The sequence below is a fragment of the Bacillus sp. ISL-4 genome (assembly GCF_018613275.1).
Taxonomy (GTDB): Bacteria; Bacillota; Bacilli; order Bacillales; family DSM-1321; genus Peribacillus; species Peribacillus simplex_E.
On the sequence record NZ_JAGGQN010000035.1, the window covers coordinates 86,041 to 102,524 of the forward strand.

The following is a 16,484-nucleotide window of genomic DNA, read 5'->3' on the forward strand; positions in this document are numbered from 1 at the left end:
GCTCCTCCTTATTGAAACTTATTTATATCAGTGCTTTTTGGAACCCGATACATTTTGAATCAATAATTGCGTCTGTAGTTCAACATACTCTTGAAGCGTATACTGTTTATGCAAAGCCCATCTTCTAAAACTCCACATCTGTCCCTGAACGAAAATGTTATGTGAAACAAGGCTTATTTGTTTTTCCGTTAACGAGAGCTCCCCATTCTCGACACATTTCGTTATCACTTTTTCGAACATGCCAACCATCCGAATTTCTTTGTTCAGAACATATGGTAAAGCATCTTTCGTCAGGGCCTTCACTTCCTGATACATGACCAGCACTTCGTCCTGCATATCATCCATCACTTTATAAAAATAGGCGATCGTCAGCTTCAAACTTTCAAGTGTCCCATCACTCTGTTCTATTTCTTTCTGAAGCTTTTCCTGGACTTCATCATAGATAAAGTCACAAACGAGATATAATATATCTTCCTTGGTTCGGATATACTCGTATAACGTGCCAATACTAAAGCCTGCAGCTTTGGCAATTTCCCTGGTAGTCGTACGGTGAAATCCCTTTTCCTTAAAAAGGGTAACCGCTCCTTTAATCATTTGTGTACGCCTTTTTTCAACCAGCCGCTCATCCTTTACAGATGCAAGAACCTCTCTTTTTTCCATTTCCAAACTCCTTTTGAAAGCCCATTATTCAATTATCAAAGACATTCTGAAGAAATTGAAAAGGGAATTCCGGTAAAGGCAGTGCCTCATCGGAAAACCTCAGTTTCAACCCTATTTAGTAACCATCCGTGAGATGACCAGCTTTTGAATTTCCTGTGTACCTTCGTAAATTTGGGTTATTTTCGCATCGCGCATATACCGCTCCACTGGATAATCTTTTGTATATCCATAACCCCCGAAAACCTGCACGGCCTCCGTCGTCACTTTCATTGCTGTATCTCCAGCAAAAAGTTTGGACATCGCCGACTCTTTTCCATAAGGAAGGCCCACTGATTCCAACCACGCAGCCTGATAGGTTAATAGCCTTGAAGCCTCAACACCCGTTGCCATATCCGCCAATTTAAAACCGATTCCTTGCTGTGCAGAAATTGGCTTGCCGAATTGGACGCGCTCTTTTGCATAACCAACCGCGGCATCCAATGCACCTTGGGCTATGCCTACGGCTTGGGCTGCAATTCCATTACGGCCGCCATCAAGTGTCATCATCGCAATTTTAAAGCCTTCTCCTTCTTTTCCAAGGAGATTTTCTTTAGGCACTCGACACTCATCAAAGATGATTTCCGTTGTCGGTGATGAACGGATTCCAAGCTTCTTCTCTTTTTTACCAACACTGAAGCCCGGGAAGTCCTTTTCAATGATAAAAGCACTCGTTCCTTTTTGTTTCGATTCAGGATCCGTCAATGCAAAGACGACATATGTATCCGCAATCCCGCCGTTCGTAATGAAGATTTTTGAACCGCTGATAATATATTCATCACCTACAAGCTTTGCAGTCGTTCTCATACCGCCTGCGTCGGAGCCTGAGCTAGGCTCAGTCAGTCCGTATGCACCGATTTTTTCACCCTGTGCCATCGGGCGAAGGTATTTTTGTTTTTGTTCTTCAGACCCAAATTTATATATTGGCCATCCTGCGAGCGAAGTATGGGCTGATAAAGTCACCCCAGTGGATGCGCAAACGCGGGAAAGTTCCTCAATCGCTATGCAATATGCTAAGTAATCACTGCCAATTCCGCCGTATTCCTCAGGCCACGGAATCCCAGTCAATCCAAGCTTAGCCATTTTATCGAAGATCTCACGGTCAAATCGTTCTTCTTCATCCCTCTCGGCAGCAGTCGGAGCCACTTCATTCTGGGCAAAGTCGCGCACCATTTTCCTGATCATTTCATGTTCTTCCGTTAGTTTAAATTGCATGAATATGCCCTCCAATTTTCTCGTAATTATAGATTCTTACTGATGACCATTCTCTGTATTTCGCTCGTACCCTCATAAATTTCAGTTACCTTTGCATCCCTGAAATAGCGTTCGACCGGATATTCCGTTGTATATCCATAGCCTCCGAACACTTGGACTGCTTCTATCGCCACATCGACAGCCGTCCTCGAAGCGAATAGCTTAGCCATTGCCGCCTCTTTACCGCAATTCAATCCCTGCGAGCGTAAATATGCTGCCCGATAGACCAGTAGCCTTGAAGCTTCTATGCCCGTTGCCATTTCGGCCAGTTTGAAACCAATTCCTTGTTGTTGCGCAATAGGTTTGCCGAATTGCACCCTGCCTTTTGCATATTGGACAGCATGTTCCATGGCACCTTCAGCAATTCCCAGCGCTTGAGCAGCAATCCCGATCCTTCCAGCATCCAAGTTGGCCATTGCGATCTTAAAGCCTTCACCTTCTTTGCCAAGGAGATTGGCTGTAGGGACTTTCATATCCTCGAACGTTACCTGCACGGTGCTTGAGCCATGAAGGCCCATTTTACGTTCATCTTTACCGATGATTAAGCCTGGCGTCCCTTTTTCTACGATAAAAGCGGAGATTCCCTTGCTTCCCTTCTGAGGGTCGGTTGAAGCGAAAACAATAAACACATCCGCTTCCCCGCCATTGGTGATAAAAACCTTGGACCCATTTATTCGATATTCTCCGCCTTCCTTGACTGCCACTGCCTTCGATTTCAAACTCGCAGCATCGGAACCTGAGCTTTGCTCAGTCAAGCAAAAGGCGCCTAAATATTTACCAGCGGCTAACTTAGGCACATACTTTCGCTTCTGCTCTTCCGTTCCAAAATAAACGATTGGATTTGTTCCAACAGAAGTATGAACGGACAGTATGACACCGAGAGTGGGACTTACTTTGGAAATCTCATTGATGGCAATGATATAAGACATGAAGTCCATACCCGCTCCACCGTATTCTTCTGAAATCGGAATTCCCATCAAACCAAGCTCACCCATTTTTTTCAGAATTTCTTTTGGAAACACGCCTGTTTCCATTGCCCCGATATGAGGAGTGATCTCATTCTCCGCAAAAGCGCTTACCATTTTCCGCATCATTTCCTGTTCTTCTGTAAACCTGAAATCCATCCTTCATCCCTCCATAGCTGCACATCTTTCCATGATTAGTTATATTCGTAAAAGCCCCGTCCTGATTTCTTGCCTAGCCACCCAGCTTTTACATATTTCCTTAACAGCGGACACGGTCGGTATTTATCGTCTCCCAGCCCTTGGTGAAGGGTCTCCATTATATACAAGCATGTGTCTAGCCCAATGAAGTCAGCTAGCGTAAGCGGGCCCATCGGATGGTTCATTCCCAGTTTCATTACGTCGTCGATCGCCTCTTTAGTAGCGACGCCCTCGTATAGTGTATAGATGGCCTCATTGATCATAGGCATTAAAATCCGATTAGCTACAAAACCTGGAAAATCATTGACTTCCACCGGTACCTTGTTCAAGGATTCAGCCATCTTTTCAACTTCTTTATAAACTTCATCCGATGTAGCAAGGCCTCGAATGATTTCAACCAGCTTCATGACTGGAACGGGGTTCATAAAGTGCATGCCAATTACCTTTTCCGGCCTTTTCGTGGCAGCGGCTATCTCGGTAATCGGAAGCGAAGATGTATTGGATGCAAGAATGACGTGCTGCGGTGTGATTTCATCCAACTCGGCGAATATTCTTGTTTTTATTTCCATGTTTTCCACCGCAGCTTCAATCACTAAATCTACCGCAGCCGCATTTTTCAAATCCGTCGATGAAGTCAACCGGGAAAGGATTTCATCTTTCTCCCCGGATTCCATTTTCCCTTTTTCAACCTGCCGGGAAAGGTTCTTGGTAATTGTCCCTAACCCCTTTTCTACATATTCATCTTTTAAATCGTGTAAAAGAACTTCATAACCGCTCATTGCACAGACCTGGGCAATGCCAGATCCCATCTGTCCCGCACCAATGACCATCACTTTTTGAATGCCCATGAAAATCCCCCCTCATTTATCTATGAAACTATTATCCTTGCTTAGGCACTTCAATTAAAATGGCATCTCCCTGACCGCCGCCACTACAGATCGCTGCGATGCCCAATCCCCCTCCGCGGCGTTTCAGTTCATGCATCAGCGTAATGATGATGCGGGCACCACTCGCCCCGATTGGGTGACCTAATGCTACAGCCCCTCCGTTCACATTCACTTTTCCCGGCGCGATGTTGGCAATTTTCCCACTGGCCAGTGCCACCGCTGCAAATGCTTCGTTCACTTCAAACAAATCAATTTCCTCTATCGATTTACCTGTCTTCTTCAGGAGTTCATTTATGACCAAACCTGGCGTTTTAGGGAAGTCCTTTGCTTCCACTGCCACTTCTGCATGAGCTAAAATATAAGCAAAAGGCGTTTTCCCTTCTTTTTCCGCACGTTCCTCACTCATCAGTACGAGTGCACCTGCCCCATCATTGACACCTGGTGCATTACCTGCCGTAATGGTCCCCTCATTATTGAAGGCTGGACCTAATTTAGCTAACTTACCGGCAGATGTATCTTTTCTTGGAGCTTCATCATGTTCGATGGTAATTGGTTCGCCTTTTCGTACCGGCACCTGTACGGAAATGATTTCTTCTGCAAGAATACCGCCATCGATTGCCTTTATCGCCTTTTGATGACTCTCGTAAGCCCAGCTATCTTGTTCCTCACGGGTGATTTCAAGATCATCGGCAGTACTGTTTCCGTAAGTCCCCATATGGACGCCCGTAAAACTGCAGCTAAGTCCATCCGAAATCATCGTATCCTTCAGTTCACCATCACCCATCCTTAGTCCCCACCTTGCTTTCGGAAGGATATAAGGCGCATTGCTCATCGATTCCATTCCACCGGCAACAATGATTTCTTCTTCTTCTAAGCGAATGATCTGATCAGCCAATGTTACGCTGCGAAGTCCTGATGCGCATACTTTATTAATGGTTTCCGTTTTCACTTCCCAAGGCAATCCAGCATGACGGGCTGCCTGACGGGACGGTATTTGGCCTTGGCCTGCTTGAAGTACATTCCCCATGATAACCTCGTCTACTTGGCTGCCTTCGACCCCAGCCCGAACAAGTGCCTCTTTGATTGCTATTCCACCAAGTTGTGATGCCGTCAAACTGCTAAGACCACCGCCAAATTTACCAAAAGGTGTTCTCACACCGCTAATAATCACTGTTTTCGCCATCATTATTTCCCCCTATAAGTAACATTGATTGAACGCTCGCTCAATTTGGAGTTAAAAAAATAGTTTTGTAAGCGCTTAATAATATATTATATTACACATTTTTCTCAAAAATGAAAATATTTAGTTTATAAATATTTGAAAATATTGCCTGCTTCCATTTGATCCAACCCATTTAGAAGAAGCAGGCAATTCCATTTTAAATTAAGAGGCAATCGATTTATTTTCACCAATGACCGCTTTTTCTAGTAGTTCAGCTACATCATACGTTTTAACATTTTCCTCAACTTCTTTTGCTTTCGTCCCATCAGATAGCATGGTCAGGCAATAAGGACATCCTGAGCTGATCACCGTTGGACTGACGGCTAGCGCTTGTTCGGTACGGGCCACATTAATGCGGTTTCCTGTTTCCTCTTCCATCCACATCAAACCGCCTCCAGCTCCACAGCACATACCCTTCTCTCGGTTACGCTCCATCTCAATAAGTTTCACACCATCAATGGATTGCAAGATTTCACGCGGTGGGCTGTAAACTTCATTGTACCTTCCCAAGTAACAGGAATCGTGAAATGTAATCGTCTCATTCACCGGGTACTGAGGCACCAACCTGCCTTCACTGACAAGTTTGGCTAACAGTTCAGTATGGTGATACACTTCCGCTTCCAAGCCAAAATCCGGATACTCATTCTTAAAGATATTGTATGCATGCGGATCGATCGTCACGATTTTCTTAATTTCATTCTTCTGGAACTCTTCTATATTTTTCATTGCAAGCTCCTGAAAGACAAACTCATTACCCAATCGACGGGGAGTATCCCCTGAGTTTTTCTCCTTATTTCCGAGAATTGCAAATTTGACGCCCGCTTCATTCAATAATTTAGCAAAGGAAAGGGCAATCTTCTGGCTGCGGTTATCGTACGATCCCATTGAACCTACCCAGAATAAATACTCGAATTCTTCGTCTGCCTTTTTTAATTCCTTCACGGTAGGGACGCTGACATCTTCCCGAAGGCTTCGCCAATCTTCCCTCTCTTTACGGTTCAGTCCCCACGGGTTTCCTTGACGCTCAATATTCGTCATGGCACGTTGCGCATCAGGATCAAGTCTGCCCTCTGTCAACACTAGATAACGGCGCATATCGATGATTTTATCGACATGTTCATTCATTACCGGGCATTGATCTTCACAATTCCGGCATGTGGTACAAGCCCAAAGCTCTTCTTCCGTAATGACTTCGCCAATAAGGCTTGGACTGTAAGCCTCGGTTGCTGCAGCAGATTCCTGCGCCCCCTGCGCGGCACCAGCCAAAGCTATCTTATTACCCTTCGTATTTCCAAAAACAAAAGATGGTACCCATGGCTGCTTCGTTGTAACGGCAGCGCCTGTATTTGTTAAATGGTCACGCATCTTGATTATGATATCCATCGGTGACAGCATTTTACCGGTACCTGTAGCCGGGCACATATTCGTACAGCGCCCGCACTCCACACAGGCATAGAGGTCCACCATTTGGTACTGCGTCAAATCTTCGATATATTTGGCACCGTAATATTGATCGCCTTCTTTGTCGAAAACCTCTTCTTCCAAATCAACCGGTTTCAATTTCCCCGGATTATCCAGTCGATTCAGGAATACATTTATCGGACCGGCAATCAAGTGAGCATGCTTAGATTGCGGGATATAAACAAGGAAAGATAATATGATCAGTAAATGCAGCCACCAAGCTACATAAAAAACGACTGTTGCCGCTGTTGTCCCCATCCAGCCGAATAGGAAAGCGATGCTTGATGCGACTGGCTCTGACCAAGTTGCATCGTGTCCATGCCAGATCATTCCCATTCCATTCCCCAGTAATACGGTGATCATGATACCGGTGATGAAGATGACAACCAAACCTGCTTTGAAACCCCTTTTCAAGCGAACGAGCTTTTCGACATAACGGCGGTATGCCGCCCATAAGATTGCAACTAGAACGGTAAGCGTCACAATCTCCTGGAAGAAAGTAAAGGCCGGATAAACAGGGCCAAACGGTAAATGCCACCCCGGTCTTAAGCCTTTAACGAAAAAGTCAAGTGCACCAAATTGCACTAAGATGAAACCATAAAATAACATGGCATGAATGATCCCGCTCTTTTTATCTTTAAAGAGCTTCTTCTGTCCAAATACATAAACCCCTATTTTAACAAGACGATCTTTCACACGGTTATCGAATTCCACTTTTTTGCCCAGTTTTATATAAGCTATACGGGTCTTTATCAAGTAGACAAACAAACCGGCGGCGTAAGCGGTTACAAGCAGGAATGCAACTAAGTTGATCCACAGTAAACCATTCATTTCCATGCAGTCTTTCCCCCTCTTTAGTAAATTGCAAATGCCAGGCACCATTTTGGGAAATTTGGCATTTTTCTGAAATTTAATTAATTCCATTATATAATGAATGAGCATTCAGTCAACTTTTTTCTTTCTAAAACTATTTAATTTTTCTGGATCTTAATTATTATAATTCGACAATTTCTCGTATTACCCTTCTGCATTTTAAAAAAATGAGGACCCTCTCCCCGCTTTTTAATGGTTACTAACAGGGAATTAGAGCCAAACTAAATATAATTATTTAGGGGGGGGTTTTTTGAAGATAATCACTACGATTGCCTCCATATTTTTATTGATCTTCTCTTGGTGCTGGGTGGATCTTAAGGTAGGGCATAAGCGTTATTTGAAGCACGCAACCAACATAAAATATCCGCCTCGGAACAGCGACATGACTGTATTCACATCAGGGAAAATCCTGTTTGATGATTACATGAAGGAAGTAAAGCAAGCTAAGGATTCCATCCATATCCTATTTTATATTGTAAAAAATGATAAATTCAGCAAGGACTTTTTGAAGTTACTGCAGTCAAAAGCGGAAGAGGGCGTGGAAGTGCGGCTTTTAGCCGATTGGGTAGGAAGTAAAGAGATGTCCCGCCAAAACATTCAGGAACTAACTAAAAGCGGCGTTCATTTTTCTTTCAGCTTTAAACCGAAACTCCCCTTCCTTTTCTATACAATACAAAAAAGAAATCACCGTAAGATTACGGTGATAGATGGAAAAATTGGCTATCTTGGCGGCTTTAATATCGGTAAGGAGTATATAAACCAAGGGGAGAAGCTGAACCCGTGGAGAGATTACCATTTAAAAATGACCGGGGAAGGTGTAAAGGACCTTCAGGAAGTCTTCCTCTCGGATTGGTTCTATGATACAAACGAGGATTATAGAGGAACGCCTGCCTATTTCCCGACATTGACACCCGGGACGCAGGCACAGCAATTTGTTGTCACGAATGGCAGTGATCTTGAACAGTCACTTACACACGTAATTCGGCAAGCCACTAAAAAAATCATTATCGGGACTCCATATTTCATTCCCAGTCGAACTTTATTTCAAGAATTAAGGGAAGCACTTGCACGCAATGTTACCGTTACGATCATCGTACCTGAAATTTCAGACCATGCCCTTGTCAAGGAAGCTTCATTTCCCTATTTCCGGGTACTAATAAAAGAAGGGGCTGAAATCATGCAATTTCAAAAAGGGTTCTACCATTCTAAAGTGATTCTGATTGATGATATATTGTGTGATATCGGTACGGCTAATTTTGATAAACGCAGTTGTTTTTTAAATAGTGAAATCAATTGCATCGTATTTGACCGGACATTTATAGAAGATGTAGAAAAGGAGTTGGCAGTGGACCTAGCTGAATCCAAGCCGCTAAACGGAGACGAGATTTCCAACATGAATGTAGTCCGTTCAGCAAAAGAATCGCTGGCTGCAATCCTTTCTCCTTTTCTTTGACATCCCGTTGCTCAAGGAGAAAAATATAATGAAAATAAGATTTGGATTCGTATCCAATGCCACCTGTTTATGGGAAGCTTCTCCGGCTAAGACACTTACTTACAAGCGATATAGCTCACTTGGCACGGAAAAGGGAATGGAAAAACTCCTGGATGTGACAAGGCAGAACATTGAAAATACCTTAAGGGTCCTTCAATATAACACGGCACACCAAATAGAAATATACCGGATGTCCAGTTCCATTGTTCCTTTAGCCACACATCCCGAAATAGAATGGGATTTCGTTACACCTTTTAAAAAAGAGTGGAAACAGCTTGGCGATTGGGCCACTGCACACAAGATGAGGATCAGCTTTCATCCCAATCAGTTTACGCTGTTTACCAGCCCTAAGCCCGGGATTACACAAAATGCCGTAAAAGATATGGAGTTCCATTATAAAATGCTTGATGCAATGGGCATTGCGGACACCTCTTTCATCAATATCCATGTCGGTGGGGCCTATGGTGATAAAGAGTCCGCCCTTATAAGGGTTCATGACAACCTTACATCGCTGCCTATGCATGTCAAGGAAAGAATGACTTTTGAGAATGATGATAAAACCTATACAGCATCTGAAACCCTGAGCGTATGTAAGAGGGAAGGCATCCCTCTTGTATTCGATTACCACCATCATCTCGCAAACCTTTCAGATGAGCCGCTAAACGAGCTGCTCACCGAGGTGTTCACCACCTGGAGGCAAGCAGGAGCAGTACCAAAGATTCATATTTCATCCCCAAAATCGGCAGGTGAATTTCGGTCACATGCAGATTATATCGATTTGGACTTCATCATGCCCCTTTTTAAAGTCCTTAAGAATCTTGGACAGGACGTCGATTTCATGATCGAAGCCAAGATGAAGGATCGGGCAATGTTGCAGCTGATTGAAGATATAGCTAAGGTTCGTGGTGTAAAAAGGGTGAGCGGCGGTGCCGTCGAGTGCTAATTAACCTAAAAAAAGCGGCTTGTTTCGTTAGAAACAGCCGCTTTTTCCATTACATTTTTTCCGGTGCCGAAACCCCGATTATAGCTAATGCATTCTTTAAGGTAATTTGGACGGATTTGACCAGTCCTAAACGTGCCTTACTTCTTTCCATCTTTTCAACATCCAGAACCTTATCTGCATTGTAGAAACTGTGGAATGTAGAAGCCAGGTCAAATATATAATTCGTCATGCGGTGAGGCATCCGTTTTTCGGCTGCTTCCGCTATTGCCTGCGGGAATTCTCCTAATTTCTTCAAAAGCTCCACTTCTTTTTCAGTAGCTAGGGCAGAGAAATCAGTGACACCTTCATAGCTGATCCCTTGTTCCACACCTTGACGTAAAATGCTAGAAATCCGGGCATGGGCATACTGTGCATAATAAACCGGGTTTTCATTGGACTGTGATACCGCAAGATCCAAATCGAAATCCATGTGAGTATCCGCACTTCTCATCGCAAAGAAATAACGGGTTGCATCCAGACCTACTTCATCAACAAGGTCACGCATCGTAACTGCTTTACCGGTACGCTTACTCATCTTCATTTTCTCGCCATCCTTGTACAGGTGAACAAGCTGGATGATTTCCACTTCAAGCTGCTCGCGTTTGTACCCTAATGCTTCGATCGCTGCTTTCATACGCGGTATATAGCCGTGGTGGTCTGCACCCCAGATATTGATCAGCGTTTCAAAGCCGCGCTCCAATTTATTACGGTGATAGGCAATATCCGGTGTCAGATATGTGTAAGACCCATCCTGCTTAATAAGCACCCGGTCTTTATCATCGCCTAGTTCCGTAGAGCGGAACCATGTAGCCCCATCTTCCTCGTAAACATGGCCCCTGTCCCTCAACACTTTGAGTGCCTCATCTATTTTACCGTCTTGATATAGAGATGTTTCGGAGTACCATACATCGAATCCGACACGGAAATTACCCAAGTCCGTTTTCAGTTTTTCCATTTCATATTTCAAGCCGTATTCACGGAAGAATTCAAAACGTTCCTTTTCATCGGCATTTACATATTTATCCCCATATTCACTGGCAAGTGTCTTACCGATGCCAATGATATCTTCGCCATGATAACCGCCCTCCGGCATATCCTTTTCGAGGCCAAGTGCCTGGAAATAGCGGGCTTCTATGGAAATGGCCAAATTATTAATTTGGTTTCCTGCGTCATTGATATAGTATTCACGTGAAACATCATAACCTGCTTTAGAGAGGATATTACATAACGTATCACCCACTGCTGCACCACGGGCATGACCAAGGTGAAGATCACCGGTCGGGTTCGCGGAAACGAACTCCACTTGGATTTTTTCGCCTTTACCAAAGTCACTTTCCCCATATGCTTCATCCACTTTCAAAATAACAGGAATCAATTCTGTCAAATAGGAATTATTCATGTAGAAGTTGATGAAACCAGGTCCTGCAATCTCGATTTTTTCGATGGATGCTTTTGAGTTGTCAAAGTTTTCGATGATTGACTCTGCTATCATCTTTGGCGCCTTCTTTGCAATCTTCGTTAATTGCATGGCCATATTCGTGGAATAGTCTCCGTGTGTCTTATCTCTTGGCAGTTCCAATACAACATTTGGAATCTGCTCTTCCGTTGCTAAACCAGCTTTAACGACTGCCGCTTTAATCTCTTCTTTCAGTTTTTCCTGTACCTCTTTTACTATATTCATGCGCTATGCTTCCTCCTTGTAGGAAATCGTCATCTCATATTGACCGGGTTCGCTTCCCTGCATATGTAACGTATATTTAAGGACAAGTTTCCCTTGTTTGGTCTGTTCATCCCATTGATGATGTATCTTCTTCGCGGTCGTCCGTAATCCTAACCTGCCATATATACTTTCATAATGTCCATTTGTCGCTTCCTGCAGGCGGAAAAGCTGCCTCATTTTAATGGCGCCATTTCTAAGCAGGATCGTTTCATCCGGTTTGTGCTTAATGGTCGTTTGTGTTTGACCGGCTTCATTTTCCTCTTTATATTGCAAATATAAATCTGTACCTTTATACATTTTTGTACCAAATGTCACCAGCTCATACGTCTCCGTTTCTGAGCCGTGCATGATTTTTGTCTGTAAAGTCACTTTAATAGCATGCTTATCTATATCATGAAGAGTCAAAGCTACACTTCCTTCATCATGTCGTTCTTAACTTTATAAGTATAAATATTCTTCAAGGAAGTTTCAACTTGGAGCGGAAAATAACGTGTAAATTCAAAAGTGTGAGGATAAACTGTCGAAATCACGTTGTTGCAATTCATTTGATTTTAACGCAATAATGACTCATTGGGGCGGAATTATCCAAAAAGGGTCCTTCAGATGTAAAATTCTTTTCCTGAATGGATAAAAAAAGACCATTCCCGCTAAAAACGGGAACAGTCAAGTCTTCCATCATTAACCTTTTTGAACCCAACCTAGAATCATTTCGCGAATCAGCTTGCTAGCCGTGTTCGCAGTTTGCTCGGATGGATCATAAATCGGTGCCACTTCTACTAAATCGCAGCCGACTACATTAATCTCAGACCGTGCTATCTCATGAATCGAAGCCAAAAGCTCTTTTGAAGTGATGCCTCCACAATCTACGGTGCCTGTCCCAGGCGCGTGCGCAGGATCAAGAACATCGATGTCAATCGTCACATACACAGGACGACCAGCTAACTGCGGCAGTACTTCTTTCAGAGGTTCAAGAACTTCAAATTTAGAGATGTGCATGCCATTTTCTTTTGCCCATTGGAATTCTTCCTTCAAACCGGAACGAATGCCGAAAGAGTATACATTTTTCGGGCCGATAAGTTCTGCGGATTTACGGATGATGGACGCATGGGAAAGCGGCTCTCCCTCATAATCCTCACGTAAATCTGTATGGGCATCCATATGGATGATGGCCATATCGGGATACTTTTTGAACATGGCTTTAATGACTGGCCATGTGACAAGATGTTCCCCTCCCATACCCATTGGGAACTTACCTGCATCCAACAAGCTGTCGACAAATTTTTCAATCATATCGATACTGCGCTGCGGGTTGCCGAATGGTAATGGAATATCCCCGGCATCAAAGAATTTAACTTCCTCTAATTCACGATCTAAATATGGACTGTATTCTTCCAAACCAATCGAAACTTCACGAATCCGGGTAGGGCCGAATCGAGAACCCGGACGGAAACTTACCGTCCAGTCCATCGGCATGCCGTATAGTACAGCTTCTGATTCCTCAAAAACAGGGTGGCTTTTAATGAATACATTGCCTGAATAGGCTTCATCGAATTTCATGGTCCATGCCTCCCTTACTTCACTAAATCTTGAACGAATTTAGGCAGAACGAAAGCTGCTTTATGAAGTTCTTTTGTATAATATTTCGTTTCTATTTCATGGAAACGGTCTTCAGCCACTTCTAATGGATTATATTTTTTCGACCCGATCGTGAACGCCCAAAGGCCGCTTGGATACGTCGGGATATTCGCTAAATATAGGCTTGTGATTGGGAATATTTCTTTCACATCACGTTGTACATCGCGAATTAAGTCCGCTTTAAACCAAGGGTTGTCGGATTGTGCCACAAAAATTCCATCTTCTTTCAAAGCTTTGGAAATCCCGGCATAAAAACCTTTTGTGAATAAATTGACAGCAGGTCCGACAGGTTCAGTCGAGTCAACCATAATCACATCATATTCATTTTCACTTTTGGCGATGTGCATGAAGCCATCCCCAACTTGTACGTCTACACGCGGATCTTCAAGCATGCCTGCAATTTCAGGCAGGAATTTCTTTGAGTATTCGATAACTTTCCCATCGATATCCACCAATGTAGCTTTTTTTACACTTGGGTGTTTTAGGATTTCACGGATAACTCCTCCGTCCCCTCCACCTACAACCAAAACGTTCTCTGGATTAGGATGGGTAAATAAAGGAACATGGGCTACCATTTCATGGTAAACGAACTCATCACGCTGTGAAGTCATTACCATGTCATCAAGCAATAGCATATTGCCCCACTCTTCCGTTTCAATCATATCAAGCTTTTGAAACTCAGTTTGCTCCGTATGTAAAGTACGATTCACTTTCATCGTAATACCAAAATTCTCTGTTTGTTTTTCAGTAAACCAAATGCTCATTTATTAACGCTCCTTTTCCATTTCATATTGTCAGTCACCTTATAGGTTCCCCAAAATCGGTATAGTCATTAGCTAGAAAAATTATAGACGAATCTAGCAGAATTGCAAGATAAATTTCATAAATGCAGTTCTTACGTTTAAAATTTTCTTTTTTTTCCATAATAGTAATAGATACTAGATTCTTACCTGATAAGAGAGGTGAAAGCAATGGAATTGATTCCAAGCGAACGATTTAAAAGGACAACTAAATATGTACGGGCCTTCATCATCCTTGCCACAATCGGGCTCATGATACTCTTTGTATTGCTTCTCTCTTTACTGATTTATGCAAAAATATTAGGTCCTCCCCCATTGGTCGTGCCGCAGTCCACTCTCTATTATAGTGATGATGGAAATGTGATCGGTGAAACAGATAATGGCCAGAAACGTTATTGGGCCGGAATGGAGTCGATTTCACCACAGCTCATCAAAGCGACTGTCGCCGTTGAGGACCGTCAGTTTTACACTCATAACGGATTTGATATAAAGCGGATCGGCGGTGCCATCCTTGCTGATATTAAGGCAATGTCCAAAGTCCAGGGTGCAAGCACCATTACCCAGCAGTATGCCAGGAATCTGTTTCTTGGGCATGACAAAACGTGGTCGCGTAAGTTTAATGAGGCCTTTTATACGATACGTTTAGAAATGAACTACTCCAAAAAGGAAATTCTAGAAGGCTATTTAAATACGATTTACTATGGCCACGGCGCATATGGGGCCCAAGCTGCAAGTCAATATTACTTTGGCAAGGATGCCAAGGATTTGACTCTTCCTGAAGCGAGCATGCTGGCCGGAATACCAAAAGGGCCGTCAAACTATTCACCATTGGATAACTTTGAAAAAGCGAAATCAAGGCAGAAAGTTGTCCTGCAAGCCATGAAAAACAAAAACTACATTTCAGGAAAAAATATCGCGGAAGCGTTGCGAACATCCCTTACATTAAAGGGCGAGCACGGAACGGTCACCAATAAGACCGCTCCCTATTTCCAAGATGCCGTCAAACAAGCTTTAAAGTCTCAGCTTCATTTGGATGACCGGACGATCGAGCTCGGCGGGCTTAGGGTCTATACCACACTGGACGAAACCCAGCAGGATGTTGCCGAAGAGGTTCTTTCCAATACCATACCCAAGTCTTCAGGCATTCAAGCCTCGATCGTGGCAATGGATCCGGATACCGGAGAGGTCCGTGCTCTCGTCGGCGGTAAAGATTATTCCGAGTCACCATTCAATCGGGCTACACAGGCCGTTCGCCAGCCTGGTTCAACCATGAAGCCATTGCTATACTATTCAGCGCTGGAGAACGGTTTCACACCGTCCACCACCTTAAAGAGCGAGACAACTACATTTTCTTTCGATGATGGTCACTCATCTTACACACCGCATAATTACAACCATCAATATGCGGAAGGCGAAATCACGATGGCCCAGGCCATTGCTCTTTCCGATAATATCTTCGCCGTAAAAACGCACTTGTTCCTTGGGGAACAGACATTGGTCGATACGGCGCATCGTTTCGGAATCACGGCAAAGATGGATGCGGTTCCTTCCCTGGCACTCGGTACGTCAGGTGTAAGGGCGATTGAAATGGTGAACGCATATAGCATTCTGGCTAACGGCGGCAAGAAGGTTAAACCCGTATTTATCAAAAAGGTTGAAAATCAAAAAGGTGAAGTGATTTTTGATGAAAATGAGAAACCGGAACAGATTCTGGATGAGGACAAGGCATTTGTCATGACCCAGATGCTTACAGGTGTTTTCGATGAAACCTTAAATGGCTATACGAAAGTGACCGGCAGCACCATCAGTTCCCAGCTGACCCGCCCATATGCCGGCAAATCAGGCTCCACCCCGACGGATAGCTGGATGATCGGTTACACACCGGAGCTTGTAGCAGGAGTATGGACTGGATATGATCAAGGCAAAAAGATCGAGATCCCTGCTGAAAAAGGCTATGCAAAGAAAATCTGGGCTTCTTATATGGAAAAGGGTCTAGAAGGGAAACCGGCAAAATCGTTTAAGGAAACCAAAAACGTGATCGGGGTAAACGTGAATCCCGTAAGCGGAAAATTGGCTACAAAGGATTGTCCTGTCTCAAGATTGACTTATTATGTTAAAGGAACCGAGCCTGTCGAATACTGTGCCGAGCACTTTAAGGGTGAGAATCCGAAACATGCCCCAAAAGAAGAAGAACATAAAAAGGCCCCGTGGTACAAAAAAGTCTTAAAACCTTGGGGATAACGAAAAACCCCCGAAGCCGGCAGCGGCTTCGGGGGTTTTTCTGTCCTAGTTCCACAGT

General features: G+C 43.7%; 13 protein-coding genes. 3 read left to right on the forward strand and 10 right to left on the reverse strand.

Features of this window, described 5'->3' with window-relative positions; all coding sequences use genetic code 11:
- Positions 1 to 27 precede the first annotated feature (27 nt).
- The 6 genes from J7J00_RS20235 to J7J00_RS20260 all read right to left on the reverse strand — a co-directional run bounded on the left by J7J00_RS20235 (position 28) and on the right by J7J00_RS20260 (position 7,514).
- Entirely contained in the window at positions 28 to 660 is a 633-nt protein-coding gene (locus J7J00_RS20235; RefSeq protein WP_098370208.1) for a TetR/AcrR family transcriptional regulator, read from the reverse strand.
- A 111-nt stretch (positions 661 to 771) separates the two neighbouring features.
- Complete coding sequence (locus J7J00_RS20240) at positions 772 to 1,911, reverse strand: acyl-CoA dehydrogenase (protein WP_214794059.1); 1,140 nt, start codon at positions 1,909 to 1,911, stop codon at positions 772 to 774.
- Positions 1,912 to 1,937: 26 nt separating this feature from the next.
- Positions 1,938 to 3,074: an acyl-CoA dehydrogenase gene (locus J7J00_RS20245; RefSeq protein WP_214794062.1), complete on the reverse strand. Its 1,137-nt coding sequence runs from the start codon at positions 3,072 to 3,074 to the stop codon at positions 1,938 to 1,940.
- A 35-nt stretch (positions 3,075 to 3,109) separates the two neighbouring features.
- Positions 3,110 to 3,961, reverse strand: coding sequence for a 3-hydroxybutyryl-CoA dehydrogenase (locus tag J7J00_RS20250; RefSeq protein WP_214794065.1), 852 nt, complete (start codon positions 3,959 to 3,961; stop codon positions 3,110 to 3,112).
- 31 nt (positions 3,962 to 3,992) lie between these two features.
- Positions 3,993 to 5,183, reverse strand: coding sequence for an acetyl-CoA C-acetyltransferase (locus J7J00_RS20255; RefSeq protein WP_214794068.1), 1,191 nt, complete (start codon positions 5,181 to 5,183; stop codon positions 3,993 to 3,995).
- Positions 5,184 to 5,384: 201 nt separating this feature from the next.
- Positions 5,385 to 7,514: a (Fe-S)-binding protein gene (locus J7J00_RS20260; RefSeq protein ID WP_214794180.1), complete on the reverse strand. Its 2,130-nt coding sequence runs from the start codon at positions 7,512 to 7,514 to the stop codon at positions 5,385 to 5,387.
- A 292-nt stretch (positions 7,515 to 7,806) separates the two neighbouring features.
- On the opposite strand from J7J00_RS20260, the gene cls reads away from it, so the two are divergent.
- Together cls and uvsE are read left to right on the forward strand one after the other, a co-directional pair.
- A complete protein-coding gene (gene cls, locus J7J00_RS20265; RefSeq protein WP_286201493.1) occupies positions 7,807 to 9,009 on the forward strand; it encodes a cardiolipin synthase in 1,203 nt (400 codons plus the stop codon).
- A 28-nt stretch (positions 9,010 to 9,037) separates the two neighbouring features.
- Positions 9,038 to 9,991 carry a UV DNA damage repair endonuclease UvsE gene (gene uvsE, locus J7J00_RS20270; protein WP_214794071.1) on the forward strand — a complete coding sequence of 318 codons (954 nt, stop codon included), beginning with the start codon at positions 9,038 to 9,040 and terminating at the stop codon, positions 9,989 to 9,991.
- A 49-nt stretch (positions 9,992 to 10,040) separates the two neighbouring features.
- On the opposite strand, the gene argS is transcribed toward uvsE, so the two are convergent.
- The 4 genes from argS to speE form a co-directional block, all read right to left on the reverse strand.
- Positions 10,041 to 11,711, reverse strand: coding sequence for an arginine--tRNA ligase (argS, locus tag J7J00_RS20275; protein WP_214794075.1), 1,671 nt, complete (start codon positions 11,709 to 11,711; stop codon positions 10,041 to 10,043).
- A gap of 3 nt (positions 11,712 to 11,714) precedes the next feature.
- Entirely contained in the window at positions 11,715 to 12,155 is a 441-nt protein-coding gene (locus tag J7J00_RS20280) for a YwiB family protein (protein WP_214794078.1), read from the reverse strand.
- Positions 12,156 to 12,428: 273 nt separating this feature from the next.
- Positions 12,429 to 13,307 carry an agmatinase gene (gene speB, locus J7J00_RS20285; RefSeq protein WP_034315888.1) on the reverse strand — a complete coding sequence of 293 codons (879 nt, stop codon included), beginning with the start codon at positions 13,305 to 13,307 and terminating at the stop codon, positions 12,429 to 12,431.
- A gap of 14 nt (positions 13,308 to 13,321) precedes the next feature.
- The gene (gene speE / locus J7J00_RS20290) at positions 13,322 to 14,149 is read right to left on the reverse strand and encodes a spermidine synthase (protein ID WP_214794081.1); all 828 of its coding nucleotides are present in this window, start codon (positions 14,147 to 14,149) and stop codon (positions 13,322 to 13,324) included.
- A 207-nt stretch (positions 14,150 to 14,356) separates the two neighbouring features.
- On the opposite strand from speE, the gene J7J00_RS20295 reads away from it, so the two are divergent.
- Positions 14,357 to 16,426, forward strand: coding sequence for a transglycosylase domain-containing protein (locus tag J7J00_RS20295; protein WP_214794084.1), 2,070 nt, complete (start codon positions 14,357 to 14,359; stop codon positions 16,424 to 16,426).
- The last annotated feature ends 58 nt before the right edge of the window (positions 16,427 to 16,484 follow it).